Genomic DNA, 22,859 nt, shown 5'->3' with positions numbered 1-22,859 from the left:
TTACTGGTGGTCGCACCTGAGCCGCACATTGAATCCGTACGCCCAGCGACTCCGCGATTATAGCGATTTTTGGCGCAAACGCCAAGCCAGCCGGTAACAGCAGCGCGCCGGCGGCCTTTACGGACCGAAAATGCGAAATCGAGCTGCCCGATCGACCGGTAACACCCTACCGCACCGGTGATCATCGCTGTCGCGGCACGCGACATGGATGCAGCCAAACCCGCCAACGCAATGCGCCGATCGCCCCGACCGGCCGGACGCCGGCCAGCCGACGAATCGGCGGCGTAGCGCCGCCGCACGCCAATCAATTAATAGACGCTCAGCGGCTGCGCGTACGACTGCGCTGCGGACGCTGACCGCCGCGCGGGCCGCCGTTGCCGGCGCCTTCGCCACGATTGCCGTTCGGATTGCGATTGCCGCCGCCCTTGCTGCCGCCGCGCTTGCCGCCCGCGCCATCGCGCTTCGGGCCTGCGCCATATGACGCGCGATTGCCGTCGACATCGCGACCGCCGCCCGCGCGGTTGCCATCACGGCCCCCGCCCGGGCGATTGCCGTAACCCGACGGCGTGACCGGCAGGCTGCCGTAGCCGCTCAGGCCCGGCAGGCCCGGCCCGCCGCGTCGGCCACCGCCGCGACGCGGCTGGTCGAGTTGCCCATGCGTCGTCAGCACCGGCTCGCGACTGATGAAGCCCATCGACGTCTCCATCGGATCGGGCTGGCGACGCTCGGTCGGACCGGCGCCGCCGCGCTTGCCCTTTTCCTCGGTCGGGGCCTTCAGGCCGACGGTCGCCATCAGCTTGCGCACCTGCGCGTCGTCGAGCTCTTCCCAACGGCCACGCTTCAGGCCGCGCGGCAGCGGAATCGGGCCGTGACGCGTACGGATCAGCCGGCTCACCATCAGGCCGACCGCCTCGAACATCCGGCGCACTTCGCGGTTGCGGCCCTCGGCCAGCGCGACGTGATACCAGTGGTTCGTGCCTTCGCCGCCGCCATCGCGGATGCGCAGGAAATTCGCCGGACCGTCGTCGAGCTCGACGCCGTGCAGCAGCTTCTGCCGCATGCCTTCGGCCAGCTCGCCGACCACACGCACCGCGTACTCGCGCTCGACGCTGTAACGCGGATGCATGAAGCGGTTCGCGAGATCACCCGAGGTCGTCAGCATCAACAGACCTTCGGTATTGAAGTCGAGACGGCCCACTGCAAGCCATTTCGCCGTCTTCATCGGCGGCAGACGGTCGAACACCGACGGACGGCCTTCCGGATCCGCGTGGCTGACGATCTCGCCCGTCGGCTTGTGATACAGCAGCACGCGCGGCGGCTTGTTCGGCAGCTTGCGCTTGACCGGCTTGCCGTTGATCCGCACCTGGTCGGTCGGCATGATCCGCTGGCCGATGTGCGCGGGCTCGCCGTTTACCGACACGCGGCCGGCGACGATCAGCTCTTCCATTTCGCGGCGCGAACCCATGCCCGCTTCCGCCAGCACCTTGTGGAGCTTCGGCGCGTCGTCGTCCGGCGACAGCACGCGCTTGTTCGCGGGCTGGGCGCGGCCGCGGCGCAGCATCGGCGCACGTACGCCGCCCCCCCCCGCGGAGTTGTCCGCGTCGAAGGCGGGCGACGTCACGTATGCGAACAGTTCGTCCTGGGACGCATCGCCGTCCGCTGCCTTCGCCGGGCCGCCTTCGGCCTTCGGCGCACCGCGACGGCCCTGGCCGCCCTGCCCGCCCTTGGCCGCGCCTTCGCGCTTGGCGGCCGGCTTGCGACCGCCCTTGGCCGCGCCTTCCTTGCGCGGCGCACGGGCCGGCTGCGCGTCGGCAGCGTCGGCCGGCTGCGCCTCCGCACCCTCGGCGCCCGGCTGCTCGCCTTCGGCGCCCTTCGACTTGGCCGCCGCGCGACGCCGCGCGATCAGGCTACGCGGGCCGCGCCGCAGACCGCGGCGGGGACGCTCGTCGCCACCCGCGGCCGAAGCATCCTGCTCCGGCGCATCGTCGGCACGCGCTGCCTGCACGGCAGGCGCGGACGATTCAATATCGTGGATATCTGTCAAAACAACCTCAAAATGTCAGGTCTCGCGCCCGGCGCGGGCGCGGCAAGAAGTTGGCCGCGATCAGGCGCGACGCTGTTCGGGTTCTGCTTCGTCGTCCGGAAGCGCGTCGGCGCCGATGGGCGCACTGGCGCTTCGTACGGCATCCGCGAGACTGTCGGACGTGTCGTCCAGCGTCTCGTCGTCCGCAGGACGGGCACGGGAGGCGTCGGCCTGATCGGCCTCGCCGGACATGTCGCCGGCCGCTTCCGCCCCGTCTCCGGCAGCCGCTTCGGCGGCCGGCTTGCGATCTTCCTCGCTCCAATCCGCACGCTGCGGCTCGGGCTGCACATCGGTCGGCACTGCTTCGGTGCCCACCCGTTCCGTCTGCTCCGCTTGCCCACGATCAGCATCGAGCGTATCGCGACTCGGAATTTCCTGCGTCGACGCGACGTCGGCCCCTTCTTCGGCCGACTCGCCGGCGGGCGCTTCATCCGCCAGCGCCTGCGGCACGTCGGCCGCCGGCATGTCGCCATCGAAATCCATCGCCTGCTGCGCGAGCAGCGCGGCCTCGATGTTCGCGGCCGGCTCTTCGAGCGCAGGCAGGTCGTCGAGCGCCTTCAGGCCGAGATCGTCGAGAAACTGCTTGGTCGTCGCATACAGCGCCGGACGCCCCGGCACGTCGCGATGACCGATCACCTCGATCCAGCCGCGGTCCTCGAGTTGCTTGACCACTTGCGTATTGACCGTGACGCCGCGAATCTCTTCGATGTCGCCGCGCGTGACGGGCTGCCGGTACGCGATGATCGCGAGCGTTTCGAGCACCGCGCGCGAATATTTCGGCGGCTTCTCGGGATGCAGGCGATCCAGATAATGACGCATCGCCGGCTTGCTCTGAAAGCGCCATCCGGTCGCCAGCGCCACCAGTTCGACACCGCGACCGGACCAATCCTGTTTCAGATCTTCGAGCAACGTGCGGACCGTGTCAGCCGACACGCCGTCGGCAAAGAGCTTGCGCAAATCGCCGAGCTTCAGCGGTTCCTGCGCGCAGATCAAAGCAGTCTCGAGGACGATCTTCGCCTCTTGGGTATTCATGCAGCTAGGCCAGACCCTGTGGTCAAACGAACCGGATCAACAAACAGACGAAAGGAACGGAAGACGCGCTCGCCCGATTCTGATCGGTCATATTGATGGGAGCACGAACCGGGGGCGGCGAACCAACAACTTCAGGCCAGGCCCAAACCGGACGGAACAGCACGGCTCAACGACGGAACCGCGTGACTGAGCGCCATATTACGCAAAATTGCCCGGTGCGTAAAGATGAGCGGAACAGGCCGCCGCCCGGCCGGCGCGCCCGCTCCGTCCCCGCTTCAGCGGACGCCCGCGCCATGCGCCAGGAACCGGCGCAGCCGCTCGACGCCCGCGTCGAGCCGCGCCGGATCGCACGCATAACACCAGCGCACGAACCCTTCTCCCTCCGGGCCGAACGCGCGCCCGGGCGCCAGGCCGAGCCCCGCGTCGCGCACCAGCGTCTTGCAGAACGCGAGGCTGTCGGCCGCGCCCGGCAGCCGCAGGAACAGGTACATCGCGCCCGGCGGAGGCGGCACCTCGACGCCCGGCAGCGTCCGCAGCGCGGCGACCAGGTGGTCGCGCGCATCGCGCAGCGCCATGACGAACGACCGCACGAACGGCTCGCCGTCGCGCAACGCGACCTCGGCCGCTGCCTGCACGAAGCCCGGCGCACACGACGTGTTGTATTCGACGAGCTTCGACAAATCGCCCATCACCGACGCCGGCGCAATCAGCCATCCGAGCCGCCAGCCCGTCATCGCCCATGCTTTCGAGAATGAATTCACGACCACGACGCGCTCGTCGCGAGACGCGATGTCGAGAAACGACGGCGCGCCGCCCTCGTCGAATGCAAGCCGCTCATACACCTCGTCGGCGACCAGCCAGATGCCGTGACGACGGCAATGGGCGAGCACGGCCTGCTGATCGTCGCGCGACATCGTCCAGCCGGTCGGGTTGTTCGGCGAGTTGATCAGCAGCATCCGCGTATCGGGTGTCAGCGCCGCGAGCAGCCGACCGACATCGAGCTGCCAGCCCGCGTCGCCGTAGTCGAGCGGCACGCAATCGACCTGCGCGCCGAGAATCTTGGGAATCTCCACGAGATTGGGCCACAGCGGCGTGACCGCGACGACACGCTCGCCCGGCCCGACCAGCATCTGGGCGGCCAGCATCAGCGCACTCACGCCCGAACTCGTCACGGCTACCGTGTCGGCCGCCGTCGCGCCGTGACGCGCGCCGACGTAGGCCGCGATCGCGTCGCGCAGCGGCGCGGTGCCGAGATTGTGCGTGTAGAACGTCGCACCATCGCGCAGCGCCGCCGCCGCGGCGTCGCGGATGAAGGCCGGCGTCACGCGATCGGATTCGCCGAACCAGAACGGCAGCATGTCCGGCACGCCGAAGCCGGCGTTCGCGACCTCGCGGATCAGCGACGGGCGCAGCGCGTGCACCGCGGTGCGCGCCGCCGGCACGTCGTTCGCCGGGAAAGAACCTTCGGAATGCGTCATCGAGAGCCACCACCGAGGAACACGATCCGCGTAGTGTACCGGCCGGCAAGCCGGACCAGCGCACGCCGATGCGCGTCAGTCGAGATCCTCGGCCCGCGCCGGCATCTGCCGCACCAGCTCCCAGATCGCCTGCGCGGCGGGCGACAACGACCGGTCGCGGCGGCGCACCAGCTCGACGGTGCGTTCGGTGCGCGGCGTGAGCGGCCGCGCGACGAGCGTCGAGCCGGCGGGTAGCGGCAGCGACAGCCACGGCTGCACGCTCACGCCCACACCGGCCTCGACCAGCCCGAACACGGTCGCCGAATGCCCGAGCTCCTGCATGACCGTCGCGTTGACGCGATGCGTGGCCAGCGCCGCATCGATCAGCGGCCGGCTGCCCGACGCATGATCGAGCAGCACCAGGCGCTCGCCGTCCAGGGCCGTCCACGGCACCTCGGCCCGCGCCGCGAGCGGATGGTCGGCGCGCGCGACGAGGCAGAACGAATCGGTCATCAGCGGCTCGCAGACGAGATCGCCGACCGTCAGCGGCCCGATCACGACGCCGAAGTCGGCTTCGCTCGACTTCACCTTGCGCAGCACGTCGCTCTGTACGTCGTCGCGCAGGCCGAGCGTCACGAACGGGAACTGGCGCTCGCACGACGCCACCACGCGCGGCATCAACCTGCATGCGATCGTCGGGCTTGCCGCGACGATCACGCGCCCGCGACGCTGCTCGCCAATCTCGCGAATCTCGCGCAGCGTGTCGTCGAGATCGTCGAGCAGGCGCGACACGCTCGCGATCAGGTTTCCGCCGACGTCGGTCAGTTGCACGTCGCGGGTCGTCCGGTCGATCAGCTTCAACCCGAGTTCGGCCTCGAGCTCACGCACGCAACGGCTGACCGCGGACTGCGTAAGCCCGATCTCGTCCCCCGCCCGACTGAAGCTCTTGAGCCGCGCGACCTCGATGAACACGCGAAGCTGGCGCAGCGTAACGTTCATGTCCCGACCTCATCAATCGCCGATATCGATGCGTGATTCTAATGTGCGACGCCGTCCGGGGTGAGCGAATCCGGCCCCCGCCGTCCATGTTTCGCTGCGGTGCAATAGATTCGCAAACGCACGTGACATGGGCGAATTGCACAAGATTGGTGATTGTCCCGATTTGCTGACGGGTTATTTTGGCGTCTTATACGCCCCTAGCTGACTTAGCCGTTAGCTCGCTGCCAAGCGGCTCTCGAGGGATTCACCTCCGACATGGCACGCTTCGTGCATTACCTTGCGCACAGGGTGCAGGTTACGTCGGACGGAAGAGCAGAAACGCCGCTGCCGGCCAACCGGACGCCCCCACCCGGCACTCGACGATCGAGTGCTTGAAGAGTGCGCGGCGCAGGGCAGCGCACCGGAGTTAGCTTCGCTGAGGTGAGGACATGATGCTGTTCGACGATTTGAGAGATAACGAGTGGGCGCTGGTCGAGGGTCTGTTTTGCTCGGAGCCCGCGCGCAGTGAGCGGCGCGGCCGTCCCCGCGTGGAAGCCCGGTCGGTGGTCAACGCCGTGCTGTGGGTGCTGTCGACGGGTGAAGGCTGGTCGAAACTGCCGGGCCGCTATCCGTCCCCGCCGACCTGCCGCCGCCGCTTCGACGAATGGCAGGCTGACGGCACGCTCGCCGAAATCGTGAAACGACTCGGCACGAGCGGCCGGCAAATCTCGCTGCGCGGACGCATCGGCGCAAGCGCGGCGAAGCCGCCCGCCCCGCCGAGCCGCGACCGGCTGCGCGGCGCCTTCTGGACCAATCCGGAATCCTGGCGCGCGCCCGTCAAGATGGCGTAACGAATGCTCGATCGGGCGGCTTCGGCCGCCCGCCGTCTTTCTGCGATGCGACCTGGTTGCGTCGCATGCATTGCCGTCGATTACCGTTGTCGCGCCGCGAAACATCTATTTACCAATATTTACAGCAAGCCTGCACTCCCACGCTTACCTTAGCGTCATATCAACAGGCCGCACGGACGGCTTGAGAGGGAGCCCCGCCATGAAAACAATGTCACTGCTCGCTGCATGCGGCATTGTCGTTTCCGTGGCGCTCGCCGCTCCGACCCATGCCGACGATCGCGTGAAGCCGCCCCATCGCCAGCAGGATCACCGCAACAGCCTCCGCCAGCCCCCGGCCGCCAACCCGGCCAGCCGGCAAACCGTGCCGCGCGGCGACTTGCGCGGCGACATCGCCAGCAACGCGCGGGCGCGGATCGGCTCACAGCCGCCGGGCATGTCGCGTCATCCGTAGTCCTGCCGGTTTCGAGATTTCGCCAAAGAAAGTGCCCGCATCGGGGAACTGCGCCGCATGCGGCGAGTCACATCGTTGCCATGAGCACAGCGTGGCAGCAGCAAAAGTATCCGGTACGCCCGTATCCTCGCGATACGGGCTTTTTTTTGCATCGCAGCTACGTGGTGTTGGGAGGGATGAAGCCCGCTACAGGCGGCTTTCGAGAATCGCCACGGCGCTCGCTTCGCTCAACGCGTAGTCGTCCATGCGGCGATCAGTCCAGGAAAGTAATTTCTCGGCCTGCTCGAGGCGCGAGAATTCGGCTCGACCGCTGTCGGTCAGTATGGCAATGTCGACCGGGGCATGAAAGCCCGGTGCGGGGGCGACGGTCTTCTGCCTGACCGTGTCCATCAGCCCGAGCGACCGGAGATACTCGAACACGCCCGGGCGGCGTGCCCACGGTACCTGGCGGTACTGCACTCGTCTCAATGCGTCGAGCACCGCTTCGTTGGAATACGTGGCCATCTCGATTCTTTCTTAAAGTGCAGCGACAATGCGAAGCGGCGCGCCGGGCGGGGTCTCCGCCCGCCGAAACCGCCACCGGTTCTGGAGGCCGACGTTGTTCGGCATCGCGTCAGGGCCGTATCGTCAGCCGTCCATAAAAAGACACCATACCCCAATCAAATTGATTCTGTTCGATTCATTTGTACTTCTCTTCACCGCTTTCATGCTCTGCCGCAAGCAGCGTCGAGCCATTTCGATCGCCGCCGCGGCGCTGTTCTGGCTGCTCGCGACGGGCTGGCTCGCGGCGCCGCTGATCGCCTGGACCGAGGCCGGCGTCACGCCGGTCGAGCGCCCCGACATGCATGGGCGCACCACGCTGATCCTCATCGGCGCCGGCACGCACCGCACCGACACCGGATTGCAACCACCGCCCGACGGCGCTGCGCGCATCCGCAAGGTCGCGGCGCTCTATCGCACGTGCCGGCAGCAAGCCGCGCGCTGCACCGTCGTGATGTCGGGCGGCGACCCGCAACATCACGGCGACACGGAGGCGGCCGTCTATGGGCGCCAGCTCGTCGCGCAAGGCGTGGCGCCCGCCGACCTCGTGCTCGAACCGAACAGCCGCACGACCTACGAAAACGCGAAATTCACCGCATCTATACTACGCTCACAGTATGACGACGCGCGCATTCTCGTCACGTCGTCGTATCAGATGCGCCGGGCCCTGCTCGATTTCCGCCGTTTCGGCATCGACCCACAGCCCGTTTATGCGAATCTCCGACGCGCGCAGACGGGCTGGCTGCCGCGCTGGCGCAATGTGGTCAACGCCAACCAGGCGCTGCACGAGCTGGTGGGAATCGCGCAATTCCACGTGTATCGCTGGCTCGGCTGGTTTTGACGACACCGAGAAAACCGGCGCGAAAATCGCGCCACCGCCCCGGATGGCAGACGCGTGACGACGTGCGCGAAGTGTTGCGCGACTTCAACGGGGCCTTGCGTCGTGCGACGATCCGGTGCACATTGATCCGTCACTTTTGTTACACTCGACACGCACTCGACTGCAGTCGCCAGACGAAACGGCAACACTCGGGTTCATCACCACTTAGCGGAGGTAAAGCAATGAAGAAGACGTCCCTGGCTATCCTGGTAGCGATGTCGGCGCTGACTGGCGCAGCGTATGCGCAAGAGAGCACGCAGATCCAAACCATCACCGATCCGGCGAAGATTGCCGAGATCGAGCAGCGCGCACAAGCGCTGCAACAGCAACAAGCGGCCGAAGCGGCTCAGCCGGCGGCGCAGGAAGAGCATCACCACGGCAAGAAGGGCGCGCATCACAAGGCAGCAGCAAAGAAGGCCGCCAAGAAGGCGAAGGCTGCAGACGCTGCCAGCCAGTAAGTTCGGCGGCACCGCACCAGCGAAAAGCCGAATCCGGGCAACCGGGTTCGGCTTTTTTGGTTGCGGCGCCTGCGCGCTGTGCTAAAGTCGCGCACCGAAATTTTCCACCCGTGCGCACCCCGGTGCGGAGGACAGCATGAGCAACATTCAACTCGACATCGAGTGGACCGAAGCCGCCACTCGCCAGATCAAGCAACTGATGCCCCGCGGCTCGGCGGACGCGTTCCTCGCGCTGCCGCCGATCGAGTGCCTGCCGATGGAGGGCGACGTGCTGTTCCTCGGCCCGCAAGGCAAGCAGCAACCGTTCATCGTTGCCGAGCGCCAGTATCACCATGACGGCGACGCCGACTGGACGATCATCCTGATCCTGGACGTACCCGGCACGTCGCACTGACGCGCTGCCGCGACCGGACACGTCCGGTCGCCCCGCCCGGCTCACGCTCAGACGAGCTTCGACAGCACGCGGATTTCGGAACGCTCGATCCAGTCCGCGGCCGCTTCGCGATAAGCGAGAATATGCGCGGAACGCGCATGAGCAGCCAACGCCTCCTCGCTCTCCCAACGCTCGACGAATACGAACCGCTCGGGCTCCTTCAGATCCCGGTGCAGGTCGTACTGTAATGCGCCGGCTTCGTTGCGGGTCGGCTCGACGATTCCCTCGAGCGCGGTGCGCAGTTTTTCCTCCGCGCCGGGTTTCGCCACGATCAGCGCCACGACTGCAATTTCCGCCATTCCCGCCTCCGTCATCCCAAAAAGTCCGAGAATACGCGAATCCCGTAGCCCGCATCGGCTCCGCCGATAGGGCATGACGATGGCGCCAAAAAAATAGCCCGCGCTTCAGAGAAGCGCGGGCGAAACCGTCGCCCTACGAGGATAGGCGACGGGGCCATCGAGATCCGCACGCTGGCGCGGATCGTCATCTGTTGCGCGGACGCTTGTCGCGTCCGCATATGAAAGCGTCGAGACCGTTGTTCGGCGCACGCGACGCACGCTCCGGACGCTGACGCCCACCTCCCTGTTCTAGCGATTCAAACCTATAAAGCAGGTTGCGTGCCAGGCGTGACATGCGCGACATTCCGTTGATTTGAAAGGACAATTTTTAAGATCGGCGACAATGTGACACGTGTTCTGTCGTCGTAACGCCCGGACGTTACGTAACGTCACGAGGCTAAGCCGAACCACCCGCACAATCGCCCACGCTGCCGAGCGACCATGAAAAAAGCCCGCCGAAGGCGGGCTTTTCGAGGGTGCGGGAAACGCCGGGATCAGCGGAGCTGATTCACGAGCAACCCCATGATCTGGCGAGCCGGCGACGACGTGTCGATCGCACCCGCATCGTCGACAACCGCGACGCGCGTCTGGTCGGCCGTGAGCGCCTTCACGTTGACGCGATACTGCTTCGCCTGCTTTTCCTTCTTGCCGTGGAACAGCTGGCTCCAGAAGCCCTGCTCGGCCGAGCTCAGATCCTTCGGATCGACATAGCGCACGAAATACAGGCCCTTCGAGCGATCGCGATCGTCGACCGTGAAGTTCGCGCGATCGAGCGCGAGACCGACGTGCAGCCACGACCGGTCGTACGGCTCGCCGAGCGTGACTTCGGACGGCACGGCCGCTTCAGCCGCGTCGTTGCCTTGCGCCGACGTGCGCGACACGTTCTGCGCGGCGATTGCCGCAGCGGCCTTCGACGACGCGTCGGCATCGGCCTTCTTGTCCTTCGGCACCGCGTTGTCCTTGATGTTCGCGATCGGCGGCTCGCCATTCTTCGCGCGCTGCTCGTTCTGCGCGAGCACGGCCATCAGCCGCTTCAGGTATTCCGTCTCGAGCGCCGGATCGTTCGGCTTCGGCTCCCACTTGCTCGAATCGTTGTTCGCGCCGGTGATCGCCTCGCGCATCCCCTTCTGGCTGATGAACACGTAGGTGCCGCCGTTCGGCGCCGAGTCGAGACGCGTACGGTACTTGTTGCGCTCGGCCGTCACGTACGAATTGCCCATCGCCTTCGAGATCACGCTGCGAATCAGGCCGTCGTTGATCTGCGGATGGGTTTCGTTCCAGTCGGTTTCCATCACGCCCTTGTCGCGCTGGTCGACGACGAGCAGGAAGCCCTGCTCCTGCCAGAAACGGCGAACCTGCGGCCAGATGGCGGCCGGTTGCTTGCCGTCGATCACGAGCCAGCTTTCGGTGCCGTCGCGCTGGATATGCATGCCGGCCACGGCCGGCGCGACGGTGTCCAGCGCCGGCGCGGCCTGCTGGACCTGCTTGAGCGCGGACAGGGAAGTCGCGCCGCCCTGGGGCGGCAGCGAACGCTGATCGGCCGTCTCGTCGAGCATGTTGGGCGGCACTGCGAGCGACGCTTCCTTCGATTTCGAATCGCTCTTGTAGTCCACTTTCGTGGGCGACGACGTACCGCAACCGGCGACGAGCGCGCCGGTGGCGAGCACTGCAGCGAACCGCATGGTAAGACGAAGATCAGTCATGTTCGGGGAATCCTCTTCCGCTAAATCACGGCGCTTTCCGTGGATCAACCTTGCATTTTACCGGGGCCGCGCTGCGATGTGCAAAAAAGCGACGGCCAAGAAAAAACCCGCGTCAGCTTGAACTGACGCGGGTTCTTGTCTGGTCGGGGCGAGAGGATTTGAACCTCCGACCACCTGCACCCCATGCAGGTACGCTACCAGGCTGCGCTACGCCCCGAAAGAAAAAAATTATAACAGACAGTTTCCCGATTTAGAACGGGTCGCATGCATTTTGTGCATGTTCTCGTGAAATTTTTTGGCGCGATCGCAGCGATGCAAGCAATCTGCGGCACCGCTCCCGCGTCGCCGTCACCGCTTGCGCGCAACGCAGATGACCGTCAGGCCCGCGACGCGGTTGAAGCGGAACATCGGCAGCTCGATGCGGCAGATCGTCTTGAGCAAGCCATTGACGAACGGATGATGACGGCGCAATTGCGACGCAGGCTCGCGCGGATGCGAACGCGCCCGCTCACCCAGCCGCAGTGCGGCCGCGAGCGGAAACGTGAGGCCGAAATAATAGGCGCCGTGCTCGACGTCGAGCCCCGCGCACTGGACCACGTCCTCGAGGCCGCCGAGCGTGTACCTGCGCTTGTGCTCGAGAAAATCGTCGTGGCCGCTCCACAGGAACTGGAACGCGGGCACCGTGATCAGGAACCGGCTGCCCGAAGGCGCGCCATTCACATACTGCGTCAGCAGCCCGACGTCGTCGTCGACATGCTCGAGCACGTCCATCAGCAACACGAGATCGGCGTCGAATCGATCGACGGAGCGCCGATAGTGGATCGGCTTGCCGGCCGCCTCGCCGTCGCTGTCGTCGGCGTAGCTCGTATCGACACACCATGCTTCCGTCGCCGGCGTGCGCTCGAGCAAATGCTTCGAGAAAAAGCCCGAGCCCGCACCGACGTCAAGTATCCGGTTCGCGCCCGACGCGCCCAGGAACCGGCGAATGGCGCTCGCCTTCGACGCGTAGTACCAGTGATCGCCCACCCCCGCACCCAGTACATCGACTTCCTTCAGGTCCATGGCGCTTCCCCGTGATGGCTGCCGTATTGTGATGTCGATCCCGCCACTGATGCCGATCTTACCTCGCCGCCATGGCCGATCGTATCCGTCGATGCCCGGGGCCGCGCCGCTTCGGCATCCGGTGAAACCGGCACGGCCAACGCCGGCCGTGGGTTTTCAGCAGCGCATCGAAAGACGCCGGCCGGCGTCCGGACAAACCAAACGACCGTTTGATCCGGCCGCCGATCCACCACGAATCCATTGCCAGACAGCCCGCGGACGCGTCGCGCGCGGGCGCCCGTTGTTTGGTAACGCCGCTCTAGCGCGCTATGACACACTGCACGGCATCGACGCTCGCGCCGTGCAGTGGCGCGCGCCGCCGTCGATCAAGACAAGACAAGACATGGAGACAGACGATGCGGAATGCGGTCCGGCGCGGCCATCGCTCGCCTTTGGCAATTTTCGACCGGGTTGCCGGCTTGGGACGCAGAGCCGCCCCGCGATCCCACACGACCTCCCGCGTGGTCGGCTGCGGCGCGCTGGCGCTCGCGCTGCTGTGTGCCGGCTGCGCGGAATCGGCCGCGCAGCGCGACAGCAACACGTCCATCGCATCGACGAAGATCGAGCGCACGAAGGCCGAGCGCCTCGCGCGCGAGCAACAAATCGCGCGCACCGTGCCGTCGCTCGCGTCGATCAGCCTCACGCAGCCGCGCCCGTTCACGCTGCGCGACTCGGGCCAGAACGGCGCAATGACGTTCCTGCGCGACGTCGATTTCCGCGTCGTCAACAATCTCGGCTTCTTCATTCATCAGTTGTCGGCCACGCTCGTGCCCACGCAGGCCGGCGCACCGATCGTGTTCGACGATCCGACGAGCTTCGAGATCGACGTGCACGAAGGCACGGTCACGCTCGACAACGCGAAGCTGACCGCCCTCTTCAACACCTACATCTTCGGTTATCGCAACGCGCCGCTGCGCAAGCTCGCGGTATCGGCCGGCGACGGCGTGATCCATCTGCAAGGCGAGATGCAGCGCGACGGCTGGGTACCGTTCTCGCTGACCGGCACGCTCGCGATCCGCGACGGCAGCCAGCTCGTGTTCCACCCGACCGGCGTACGCGTGTCGGGCCTCGACGCGCAGCCGGTGATGCGCGCGGCCAACGTGAAAATGGCCGATCTGCTGAAGGTGCAGACGCCGATCGCGCAACTCGCCGGCGACGATCTCGTGATGGCGGTCGACAAGCTGATGCCGCCGCCGCGCCTGAAGCTCGCGATCACCGCCTTGCGCGTGACGCCGGCGGGCCTCGACCTGACGCTCGACGACGGCACGCATGCCGGCTTCGCGATGCCCGCGAACGCGCCGCAGCAGGCCATGTATATCCGCGGCGGCGACGTGAAGTTTATGCGCTCGATGCCGATGAACGCGGACATCCTGATCGGTCCGCTCGACACGTCGAAGCGCGACCAGACGTTCGTGTTCGACCTGTATCACTATCGCGACCAGGTATCGGCCGGCTACTTCAACTTCGACGAAAGCGGCGCGATGGCGATCCGGATGCCTTCGTATGCGGGCCCGGCCAGCGGCGCGCTGCTCGGCAACGCGGCCGCGCGCCTGAACGACAGCTTCCTCGCCGCGCAGCAAAGTGCGCTGCGCGACGTGCGCCAGCACTGGGAAGCGTACGCGCTCGCGGCGGACGCCGCACGGCCCGGCATGCAGAAGGTCGCGATGCGGCGCACGTCGACGACGCCGTTCAACGAACGGCACGTGTCGAACCGCAACCCGACGATCCATCTGCGCAACGTCGACTTCAACCTGTCCGGCGATATCGGCTTTCATGTCGAGGATCTCGACGTGGAACTCGTGTCGAAGCGCGCCGGCGAACCCGTCGATCTCGACGATCCGAACCAGTACGACATCCGCATTCTCGGCGGCACGGTCGTCGAGTCGTGGAAGGCGATGTCGGCGCTCTTCAACGACTACCTGCTCGACTATTCGCCGCGTTCGCTGAACGACCTGCAACTGAGCGCGGACGGGCAGAACCTGCGCGTCCGGGGCGGCATCAAGCTGTGGAATCACGTGCCGGGCGTCTGGCTGCCGACCGACATGAAGGGCTCGCTGACGGTGCTCGACGACCGCCACCTCGCATTCAAGCCGTCGCAGGTGTCGGTGCTCGGCATCCCGCAGGCGACGCTGCTGCGCTCGCTCGGCATCGAGCTCTCGTCGCTGACACCGCTGCGGCGGCGCGGCGCGGAATTGCGCGGCGACACGCTCGTGCTCGACCAGTACACCGTGTTCCCGCCCCCCGTGCTGAACGGCAAGCTCAGCCAGGCGACGGTCGAGCGCGACGGATTGCGCCTCACGTTCCGGCGCGCCGCGGGCGCGCCCGCGCCGAAGCGGCCGCAGATCGATGCGCCGAGCTACATGTGGATGGAAGGCGGCGACATGAAGATGTTCAACGTGCTCGAACTGAACGTGCGCGCGCTGATCCGGAATTCGGCCGAGGCCGGCCCGATGCGGTTCGACCTGTACGGGTACCGCAACCAGGTCGCGCAGGGCTCGGTGCGGATGCTGCCGGACGGCACGCTGGTCGTCGACATGGGCCAGAAGAATCCGCTCGCATCGCGCTGATCCGCAGGCACGATCCGCATGAAAAAAGCCCGGTGGCGGTCGCCAACCGGGCTTTCCCAGGCATTCTGCACGCCGTGCGCTCAGCCGTGTTTCAGGCCGTCGATCACGTCCAGCAACGCCTGCCGCAACGCGGTCACATCGACGTTGGCGCCCGACTTGGCCGCGCCGCGCGCCTCGGCGGCCTGCACATCGGATTCGACCGGCTCCGCCGCGGCCCGCTCGCTGCCCGGCGAATCGAGCCGGTTGCGCGCGCCGTTGATCGTGAATCCCTGCTCGTACAGCAACTCGCGAATCCGCCGGATCAGCAGCACTTCGTGATGCTGGTAATACCGCCGATTGCCGCGCCGCTTCACCGGCCGCAGCTGCGTGAATTCCTGTTCCCAGTAACGCAGCACATGCGGTTTGACCCCGCACAGCTCGCTGACTTCGCCGATCGTGAAGTAGCGCTTCGCGGGAATCGGAGGCAAGACGACTTTCTCAACCGTGGTGGTCATCGTCGGTTAACCGTCGGTAAGGGTGCGCGGCGGCCGCGCGGGGCGTCGGCGCGCGTCTTACTCCGCGCCGTTTTCGACCAGCGCCTTCAGCTTCTGGCTCGCGTGGAAGGTTACCACCCGGCGGGCCGCGATCGGAATCGCCTCGCCCGTCTTCGGATTGCGGCCCGGACGCTGCGGCTTGTCGCGCAGCTGGAAATTGCCGAATCCCGACAGCTTGACGCTTTCGCCGTTTTCGAGCGCATCGCGGATCACTTCGAAAAACGCCTCGACCATGTCCTTCGCTTCACGCTTGTTCAGCCCGACGCTGTCGAACAGCAGCTCCGCCAGTTCCGCCTTCGTCAGCGTCGGCGTCTCGGTGGACGCCGGCGCCGAAGCGTCGCGGTTCATGGCGCTGCGTTGCGCCGTCAGGAGGGCTTCGAATTCACTCGAGGTCATGTCGTTCATATCTGCCATACAGCGCGTTGAATCAAAACTTACGATGGAAAAAAGCCGCCCGCGAGCGGGCGGGCCTTCTCCTTAGCCGCGCAGGCGCGCACCAGCACGAGCCATGCGCTCGACCAGCGTCTGGATCGCCTGATCGACGACCTCGTCCTGCAGCGTGCCAGCCGCGTCCTGCAACGTCACGCGGAAGGCAAGGCTCTTCTCGTTCGCGGCAAGACCACCGGAAGTATTTGATTTTGCACGAAATTCGTCGAAGAGTACAACCTTCTGAACGAATCGGCAGGCGTCGTCGGCCAGCGCCTTCTTCATTTCGTCGAAAAGTGCCTGAACCTCGACCGCCTGATCGACGACAACGGCGATATCGCGACGGACCGGCGGGAATTTCGACACGTCGGTCGGCGCGGGCAGCGCACGTGCCGTGAGCGCATCCGCGTCGATTTCGAACATCACCGGCGCGTGCGGCAGCTCGTACTTCTGCATCAGGCGCGGGTGCAGCTCGCCGATCCAGCCGACCGCGCAACCATCGACCTCGATGCGTGCGCTGCGGCCCGGATGAAGGGCCGGATGCTCGGCCTTCACGAAACGCGCGGCCGCCGGCGCGAGCAACGCCTCGAGATCGCCCTTCACGTCGAAGAAATCGACCGCGCGGGTCGCGACGCCCCACTGCTCGTCGAATGCCGGACCGTACGCCAGCGCGCCGACGCGCTTCGGCTGCGCATGACCTTCGACCGCCAGTTCACCGGCCTTCACCGACGGATCGGCGACGAACACGCGCCCCGATTCGAACACGCGCACGCGATCGGCGCGCCGGTTCAGGTTGTGACGCAGCACGGCGATCAGGCTGCCGAACAGCGTCGTGCGCATGACCGACAGCTGGCTCGCGATCGGGTTCAGCAGCCGGATCGGGTGGTCGTTGCCCGCGAAATCCTGCTCCCACTCCGCATCGACGAAGCTGAAGTTGACCGTTTCCGCGTAGTCGCGCGCGGCGAGCGCGTGACGGATGTCGTGGATCGAACGCCGCGTCTCGTGGGTCGCGCGCATTTCGCTCGTCGCGACCGGCGGCCGCGCCGGGATCTTCTCGAAGCCGTAGATACGCGCCACTTCCTCGATCAGGTCTTCCTCGATCTCGATGTCGAAGCGGTGCGACGGCGGCGTGACGAGGAACGCGTCGTCTTCACGCTCGAACGGCAGGCCGAGACGCGTGAAGATGTTCGCGATCTCGTCGGCGTCGATCTTCACGCCGATGATGCGGTTCGCGCGCGACACGCGCATCTTCACCGGCGCGCGCTGCGGCAGGTTCACCGCCTGATCGTCGACCGGGCCGGCCTTGCCGCCGCAGATCTCGAGGATCAGTTGCGTGATGCGCTCGACGTGCTCGACGGTCGTCGCGTAATCGACGCCGCGCTCGAAGCGATGGGCCGCATCGGTCGAGAAGTTGTACTTGCGCGCGCGGCCGCGGATGCTGTCCGGCCACCAGAACGCGGCTTCCAGATAGATGTTGGTCGTATCGAGCGTGACGGCCGTGCTGTCGCCGCCCATGATGCCGGCCAGGCTTTCGACCTGACGATCGTCCGCAATCACGCCAACCGTTTCGTCGAGTTCGACCGTGTTGCCGTTGAGCAGCTTCAGCGATTCGCCGCGCTTGCCCCAGCGCACCTCGATGCCGCCGTGGATCTTGTCGAGATCGAACACGTGCGACGGACGGCCGAGTTCGAACATCACGTAGTTCGAGATGTCGACGAGCGCGGACACGCTGCGCTGGCCCGAGCGCTCGAGGCGCTCCACCATCCACTGCGGCGTCTTCGCATGCGCGTTCACGCCGCGGATCACGCGCCCCGAGAAGCGGCCGCACAGATCGGGCGCGGCGATGCGCACCGGCAGCGTGTCGTCGAGCTCGACGTTCACCGGGCGGATGTCGACCGGCGTCAGCGGTGCGCCGGTGATTGCGGCCGTCTCGCGCGCGATACCGAACACCGACAGGCAGTCGGCCTTGTTCGGCGTCAGCTTGATTTCGAAGATCGTGTCGTCGAGATTGAGGGTCTCGCGGATGTCCTGGCCGACCGGCGTGTCTTCCGGCAGGATCAGCAGCCCGCTGTGATCCTCGGACAATTTCAGCTCGCGCGCCGAGCACAGCATCCCCTGGCTCTCCACTCCGCGCAGCTTCGACAGCTTGATCGCGAACGGCTTGCCGCCCTCTTCCGCCGGCGGCAATTCCGCGCCGACCAGCGCGACCGGCACCTTGATGCCGGGCGCCACGTTCGGCGCGCCGCAGACGATGTTCAGCGTCGCGCCGGTGCCGGCGTCGACCTGGCAGACATTGAGCTTGTCCGCATCCGGATGCTTGACGACTTCGAGCACGCGGCCGACGACGATCTTCGACGTCGGCGGCGCAGCCTTGCTCAGCGATTCGACTTCGAGCCCCGCCATCGTCAGCGCGTGCGACAGCTCGTCGGTCGTCAGCTGCGGGTCGACAAAGGTTCTCAACCAGGATTCAGGGAATTGCATGGATGTCTACGTTCGAAACAGGTTAGATCGACGCCCGGGCCCCGCGGAAACGTCCGTCGGGGCGTGCGCGGGCACAGGTCGGCGCGGCGAGCGGCGTTACGCGAACTGGCGCAGGAAACGCAGGTCGTTCTCGAAGAACAGCCGCAGATCCTGGACGCCGTAGCGCAGCATCGTCAGGCGCTCGAGGCCGCTGCCGAACGCGAAACCGATGTAGCGCTCGGGGTCGAGGCCCATGTTGCGGATCACGGTCGGATGCACCTGCCCCGAGCCGGAAATTTCGAGCCACTTGCCGGCGTTCTTGCCTTGCTCGAACATCATGTCGATCTCGGCCGACGGTTCCGTGAACGGGAAATACGACGGACGGAAGCGCACGAGGATGTCGTCGCGCTCGAAGAATTTTTTCAGGAAGTCGGTATAGACGCCCTTGAGGTCGGCAAAGCTGATGTTTTCGTCGATCCACAGCCCCTCGACCTGATTGAACATCGGCGAGTGGGTCGCATCGCTGTCGACGCGATACGTGCGGCCCGGCGCGATCACCTTGATCGGCGGACGGTTCATGCGCGCATAACGCACCTGCATCGGGCTCGTGTGCGTGCGCAGCAGCAGCTGGCGGCCGTCGGCATCCTTGCCTTCGACGTAGAAGGTGTCCTGCATCGAACGCGCCGGATGGTTCTCCGGGCTGTTCAGTGACGTGAAGTTGTACCAGTCGGTCTCGATTTCGGGGCCGTCGGCCACATCGAACCCGATCGAGCCGAAAATCTGTTCGACACGCTCCCACGTGCGCATCACCGGGTGCAGGCTGCCTGCACCGGCGCCGCGGCCCGGCAACGTCACGTCGATCGCTTCGGCGGTGAGGCGCTGATTCAGCAGCGCGTCGGCCAGTGCCTGACGACGGGCGGTGAGCGCGGTTTCGACCTGCTGCTTCGCGACGTTGATGCGTGCGCCTTCGGTCTTGCGTGCTTCGGGATCGAGCTTGCCGAGGCCCTTGAGCAACTCGGTCAGCGCACCCGATTTGCCGAGAAATCGGGCTTTCTCGTTTTCGAGCGTGGTGATGTCGGCAGCCTGTTCGAAGGACTGCTGCGCGTCGGCGACAATCTGGTCCAGATCCATAGATCCCATCATTTCCAACGTCATTCGGTCTTGGCGAGCGAAATGGCCTCGCCAAACAAAAAAGGGGCTCGGAAGAGCCCCGTTTTCGCTGCAGCGGCCGAGACTACCGGAACCTCGCTGCAACTAACCACGCAGTGCTAATTTCGCAATTAGGCTGCAACGGCGGCTTTCACCTGCTTGACGATCGCAGCAAAAGCAGCCTTGTCGAACACCGCCATATCGGCCAGCACCTTACGGTCGAGTTCGATCGACGCCTTCTTCAGGCCGTTGATGAACACGCTGTAGGTCATGTCGTGCTGGCGAACTGCCGCGTTGATACGCGTGATCCACAGTGCGCGGAACACACGCTTCTTGTTGCGGCGATCGCGGTACGCGTACTGACCAGCGCGCATCACCGCCTGCTTGGCGATGCGGTAGACGTTATTGCGGCGGCCGCGATAACCCTTGGCCAGGTTGATGATCTTCTTGTGGCGGGCCCGTGCGGTTACCCCACGTTTGACTCGAGGCATGTTTCTCTCCTTGGAGTATCAGTTGAGGGGTTACGCGAACGGGAGCATCGCGCGGACGGAGTTCAGATCGGAATCGTGAACTGCCGTTGCGCCGCGCAGATGGCGCTTGTTCTTCGTGGTTTTCTTGGTCAGGATGTGACGCTTGAAGGCTTGACCGCGCTTGACGGTACCGCCCGGACGCACCACGAAGCGCTTTGCAGCGCTCTTCTTGGTCTTCATCTTAGGCATGACGAACAACTCCAGTTTATTAGATGGCGATGGGTGTGCGGTTGGCTTGCGCCCTTGACCCGCCCTTCGAAACCCAGTCCACTTGTGTACGGCGGCCCGCTTGCGCAGCCGCCGTCATCGTTGGCGCGCCGCCCTGACCGGGCAACGCGCCGAACCACTGTCGAACCTGCGCGCGATGCGCGCGGGCCCGTTACTTCTTTTTCTTCGGCGAGAGCACCATGATCATCTGGCGCCCTTCCATCTTCGGCATCTGCTCGACTTGGCCGACTTCCTCGAGATCCGTGCGCAGACGCTCCAGCATCCGCATACCGATTTCCTGGTGAGCCATTTCGCGGCCGCGGAAACGCAACGTGATCTTCGTCTTGTCGCCCTCTTCGAGGAAGCGCACGAGATTGCGGAGCTTGACGTTGTAATCCCCGTCATCGGTACCCGGGCGGAACTTGACTTCCTTCACCTGGATGACCTTCTGCTTCAGCTTCGCTTCGTGCTGCTTCTTCGATTCCTGGTACTTGAACTTGCCGTAATCCATCAGACGGCAAACCGGCGGCACCGCTTGCGGCGCGATCTCCACCAGGTCAACATCCAGTTCTTCCGATTTACGGAAAGCGTCAGCGAGTTTTACGATACCGAGCGGTTCGTTCTCGATCCCGACCAGGCGCACTTCCGGCGCAGTGATTTCACCGTTGATGCGGTGCGACGACTTATCAGTAGCGATGTTACGTTTCCTCTAAAAATTAAAAAAACGAGCCGCGCTGCCAGGGCGGTTACTTGAACGAGCGCAGGTCTTCCTGCAAACGCTCAACGAAGGCTTCGACCGGCATTACGCCAAGTTCGACGCCGCCACGGGCACGCACGGCTACCGTTTGCGCATCACGCTCCTTATCGCCCACGACGAGGAGATAAGGCACCTTTTCCAGCGTGTGCTCGCGTATTTTATAGCTAATCTTCTCGTTGCGCAAATCGGCCGCCACTCTAACCCCTTGTTTTTGCAACGTTTGGGTCAGAGCCTGCGCATATTCCGCCTGACTTGCGGCGATATTGAGCACAATTGCCTGGTACGGCGCGAGCCAGACCGGCATTGCACCAGCGTGGTGCTCGATCAAAATGCCGAGGAAACGCTCCATCGACCCGACGATCGCACGGTGCAGCATCACCGGCCGGCGGCGGCTGTTGTCCTCCGCCACGTACTCGGCACCGAGGCGCTCCGGCAGCACCATGTCGAGCTGCAGCGTGCCGCACTGCCACGAGCGGCCGAGCGCGTCCTTGATGTGGTACTCGATCTTCGGGCCGTAGAACGCACCCTCGCCCGGCAATTCTTCCCACGTGAGGCCGCAGGCCGTCAGCGCATCGCGCAAGCCCTGCTCGGCGCGATCCCACGTTTCGTCCGTGCCCGCACGCTGGTCGGGGCGCAGCGACAGCTTGATGTCGATGTGATCGAAACCGAAGTCCTTGTACACGCTCATGGCCAGCGTGTTGAACGCGATCGATTCCGAGATGAACTGGTCTTCCGTACAGAAAATGTGCGCGTCGTCCTGCACGAAGCCGCGCACGCGCATCAGGCCGTGCAGCGCGCCCGACGCCTCGTTGCGGTGGCACGAGCCGAATTCCGCGTAACGCAGCGGCAGGTCGCGATACGAGCGCAGGCCGTGCTTGAACACCTGGACGTGGCCCGGGCAGTTCATCGGCTTGATCGCGTAGTCGCGCTTCTCCGACTCCGTCGTGAACATGTTCTCGCGATAGTTCTGCCAGTGGCCCGACGCCTCCCACAGCGAGCGGTCCATGATCATCGGCGTCTTGATCTCGAGGTAGCCGGCGTCGTTGACGCGGCGGCGCATGTACTGCTCGACCTGCTGCCACAGCGCCCAGCCCTTCGGATGCCAGAACACCATGCCCGGCGACTCTTCCTGCATGTGGAACAGGTCGAGCTGCTTGCCCAGCTTGCGGTGGTCGCGCTTTTCCGCTTCCTCGAGCATGTGCAGGTACTGATCCTGGTCTTCCTTCTTCGTCCAGGCCGTGCCGTAGATGCGCTGCAGCTGCTCGTTCTTCGAATCGCCGCGCCAGTACGCGCCTGCGACCTTCATCAGCTTGAAGACCTTCAGCTTGCCGGTGGACGGCACGTGCGGACCGCGGCACAGATCGGTGAAGCCGCCGTGCGAGTACAACTTGATTTCGTCGCTTTGCGGAATCGATTCGATGATCTCGGCCTTGTATTTCTCGCCGATGCTGCGGAAATAACCGGCCGCCTCGTCGCGCGACACGACACGGCGCGTGACCGGCTCGTCCTTCTTCGCGAGTTCCTGCATGCGCTTTTCGATCTTTTCGAGATCTTCCGGCGTAAACGGGCGGTTGTACGAGAAGTCGTAATAGAAACCGTTGTCGATTACCGGGCCGATCGTCACCTGCGCGTCCGGATACAGTTCCTTCACCGCATACGCGAGCAAGTGAGCGGTCGAGTGGCGGATGATGTCGAGGCCGTCGGCATCCTTGTCCGTGACGATCGCGAGCGATGCGTCGCGGTCGATCACCGTCGACGTATCCACGAGCTCGCCATCGAGCTTGCCACCCAGCGCAGCCTTCGCCAAGCCGGGACCGATCGAGGCTGCAACCTCGGCAACTGTCACCGGATGCTCGTATTGTCGAACTGAGCCGTCAGGCAAGCGTATCGAAACCATAGCAATCTCCGTGATGCCGACAGTGGGC

Annotated in this window: 21 protein-coding genes, 1 tRNA gene and 1 pseudogene; 6 read left to right on the top strand and 17 right to left on the bottom strand. The window is 65.3% G+C overall.

Annotated elements, in window-relative coordinates; all coding sequences use genetic code 11:
* Positions 1-319: 319 nt before the first annotated feature.
* The 4 genes from rluB to QZM72_RS28825 all read right to left on the bottom strand — a co-directional run bounded on the left by rluB (position 320) and on the right by QZM72_RS28825 (position 5,571).
* Entirely contained in the window at positions 320-2,044 is a 1,725-nt protein-coding gene (gene rluB / locus QZM72_RS28840) for a 23S rRNA pseudouridine(2605) synthase RluB (protein ID WP_301739773.1), read from the bottom strand.
* Between the two features lie 60 nt (positions 2,045-2,104).
* Positions 2,105-3,115: an SMC-Scp complex subunit ScpB gene (scpB, locus tag QZM72_RS28835; protein WP_089467298.1), complete on the bottom strand. Its 1,011-nt coding sequence runs from the start codon at positions 3,113-3,115 to the stop codon at positions 2,105-2,107.
* A gap of 275 nt (positions 3,116-3,390) precedes the next feature.
* A complete protein-coding gene (locus QZM72_RS28830; protein WP_301739772.1) occupies positions 3,391-4,593 on the bottom strand; it encodes a pyridoxal phosphate-dependent aminotransferase in 1,203 nt (400 codons plus the stop codon).
* A 75-nt stretch (positions 4,594-4,668) separates the two neighbouring features.
* On the bottom strand, positions 4,669-5,571 hold the full coding sequence (locus tag QZM72_RS28825; protein ID WP_301739771.1) for a LysR family transcriptional regulator: 903 nt from the start codon (positions 5,569-5,571) through the stop codon (positions 4,669-4,671).
* Positions 5,572-6,002: 431 nt separating this feature from the next.
* On the opposite strand from QZM72_RS28825, the pseudogene QZM72_RS28820 reads away from it, so the two are divergent.
* A pseudogene (locus tag QZM72_RS28820) lies at positions 6,003-6,389 on the top strand (transposase); the annotation flags it as partial.
* Positions 6,390-6,600: 211 nt separating this feature from the next.
* The gene (locus QZM72_RS28815) at positions 6,601-6,852 is read left to right on the top strand and encodes a hypothetical protein (protein ID WP_301739770.1); all 252 of its coding nucleotides are present in this window, start codon (positions 6,601-6,603) and stop codon (positions 6,850-6,852) included.
* Between the two features lie 186 nt (positions 6,853-7,038).
* Here the strand turns inward: QZM72_RS28815 and QZM72_RS28810 are convergent, their stop codons facing one another.
* On the bottom strand, positions 7,039-7,356 hold the full coding sequence (locus QZM72_RS28810; RefSeq protein WP_089467294.1) for a hypothetical protein: 318 nt from the start codon (positions 7,354-7,356) through the stop codon (positions 7,039-7,041).
* 160 nt (positions 7,357-7,516) lie between these two features.
* Between QZM72_RS28810 and QZM72_RS28805 the strand changes: the two genes are divergently transcribed.
* The 3 genes from QZM72_RS28805 to QZM72_RS28795 all read left to right on the top strand — a co-directional run bounded on the left by QZM72_RS28805 (position 7,517) and on the right by QZM72_RS28795 (position 9,124).
* Complete coding sequence (locus tag QZM72_RS28805) at positions 7,517-8,233, top strand: YdcF family protein (RefSeq protein ID WP_301739802.1); 717 nt, start codon at positions 7,517-7,519, stop codon at positions 8,231-8,233.
* 221 nt (positions 8,234-8,454) lie between these two features.
* Positions 8,455-8,730: a hypothetical protein gene (locus tag QZM72_RS28800; protein ID WP_089467292.1), complete on the top strand. Its 276-nt coding sequence runs from the start codon at positions 8,455-8,457 to the stop codon at positions 8,728-8,730.
* A gap of 136 nt (positions 8,731-8,866) precedes the next feature.
* Positions 8,867-9,124 carry a hypothetical protein gene (locus QZM72_RS28795; RefSeq protein WP_034184019.1) on the top strand — a complete coding sequence of 86 codons (258 nt, stop codon included), beginning with the start codon at positions 8,867-8,869 and terminating at the stop codon, positions 9,122-9,124.
* 47 nt (positions 9,125-9,171) lie between these two features.
* On the opposite strand, the gene QZM72_RS28790 is transcribed toward QZM72_RS28795, so the two are convergent.
* The 4 genes from QZM72_RS28790 to QZM72_RS28775 all read right to left on the bottom strand — a co-directional run bounded on the left by QZM72_RS28790 (position 9,172) and on the right by QZM72_RS28775 (position 12,266).
* A complete protein-coding gene (locus tag QZM72_RS28790) occupies positions 9,172-9,462 on the bottom strand; it encodes a putative quinol monooxygenase (protein ID WP_301739769.1) in 291 nt (96 codons plus the stop codon).
* Positions 9,463-9,995: 533 nt separating this feature from the next.
* Positions 9,996-11,204: an outer membrane protein assembly factor BamC gene (gene bamC, locus QZM72_RS28785; RefSeq protein WP_089467291.1), complete on the bottom strand. Its 1,209-nt coding sequence runs from the start codon at positions 11,202-11,204 to the stop codon at positions 9,996-9,998.
* Positions 11,205-11,344: 140 nt separating this feature from the next.
* Positions 11,345-11,421: transfer RNA gene (locus QZM72_RS28780), tRNA-Pro, on the bottom strand.
* Positions 11,422-11,552: 131 nt separating this feature from the next.
* On the bottom strand, positions 11,553-12,266 hold the full coding sequence (locus QZM72_RS28775; RefSeq protein WP_089467287.1) for a bifunctional 2-polyprenyl-6-hydroxyphenol methylase/3-demethylubiquinol 3-O-methyltransferase UbiG: 714 nt from the start codon (positions 12,264-12,266) through the stop codon (positions 11,553-11,555).
* Positions 12,267-12,661: 395 nt separating this feature from the next.
* Between QZM72_RS28775 and QZM72_RS28770 the strand changes: the two genes are divergently transcribed.
* Entirely contained in the window at positions 12,662-14,872 is a 2,211-nt protein-coding gene (locus QZM72_RS28770; protein ID WP_301739768.1) for a hypothetical protein, read from the top strand.
* 80 nt (positions 14,873-14,952) lie between these two features.
* Here QZM72_RS28770 and QZM72_RS28765 read toward each other — a convergent pair whose 3' ends face one another.
* The 8 genes from QZM72_RS28765 to thrS all read right to left on the bottom strand — a co-directional run bounded on the left by QZM72_RS28765 (position 14,953) and on the right by thrS (position 22,831).
* Positions 14,953-15,366: a MerR family transcriptional regulator gene (locus QZM72_RS28765; protein ID WP_301739767.1), complete on the bottom strand. Its 414-nt coding sequence runs from the start codon at positions 15,364-15,366 to the stop codon at positions 14,953-14,955.
* A 57-nt stretch (positions 15,367-15,423) separates the two neighbouring features.
* On the bottom strand, positions 15,424-15,810 hold the full coding sequence (locus QZM72_RS28760) for an integration host factor subunit alpha (protein WP_006486093.1): 387 nt from the start codon (positions 15,808-15,810) through the stop codon (positions 15,424-15,426).
* A gap of 72 nt (positions 15,811-15,882) precedes the next feature.
* A complete protein-coding gene (gene pheT / locus QZM72_RS28755; RefSeq protein WP_089467284.1) occupies positions 15,883-18,312 on the bottom strand; it encodes a phenylalanine--tRNA ligase subunit beta in 2,430 nt (809 codons plus the stop codon).
* A gap of 96 nt (positions 18,313-18,408) precedes the next feature.
* On the bottom strand, positions 18,409-19,422 hold the full coding sequence (gene pheS, locus QZM72_RS28750; protein ID WP_179233384.1) for a phenylalanine--tRNA ligase subunit alpha: 1,014 nt from the start codon (positions 19,420-19,422) through the stop codon (positions 18,409-18,411).
* A 149-nt stretch (positions 19,423-19,571) separates the two neighbouring features.
* Positions 19,572-19,931, bottom strand: coding sequence for a 50S ribosomal protein L20 (gene rplT / locus QZM72_RS28745; protein ID WP_004192938.1), 360 nt, complete (start codon positions 19,929-19,931; stop codon positions 19,572-19,574).
* Positions 19,932-19,961: 30 nt separating this feature from the next.
* Positions 19,962-20,159 carry a 50S ribosomal protein L35 gene (gene rpmI, locus QZM72_RS28740; protein ID WP_004191477.1) on the bottom strand — a complete coding sequence of 66 codons (198 nt, stop codon included), beginning with the start codon at positions 20,157-20,159 and terminating at the stop codon, positions 19,962-19,964.
* Between the two features lie 190 nt (positions 20,160-20,349).
* Positions 20,350-20,874, bottom strand: coding sequence for a translation initiation factor IF-3 (gene infC, locus QZM72_RS28735; RefSeq protein ID WP_071734130.1), 525 nt, complete (start codon positions 20,872-20,874; stop codon positions 20,350-20,352).
* Positions 20,875-20,923: 49 nt separating this feature from the next.
* Positions 20,924-22,831, bottom strand: coding sequence for a threonine--tRNA ligase (thrS, locus tag QZM72_RS28730; RefSeq protein ID WP_089467283.1), 1,908 nt, complete (start codon positions 22,829-22,831; stop codon positions 20,924-20,926).
* Positions 22,832-22,859 lie beyond the last annotated feature (28 nt).

Origin of the sequence: Burkholderia sp. AU45388 (genome assembly GCF_030481585.1) — a bacterium.
Classification (GTDB): domain Bacteria; phylum Pseudomonadota; class Gammaproteobacteria; order Burkholderiales; family Burkholderiaceae; genus Burkholderia; species Burkholderia sola.
Note: the sequence above shows the minus strand (reverse complement) of the source record. Positions and strands in the feature narration are given on the sequence as shown.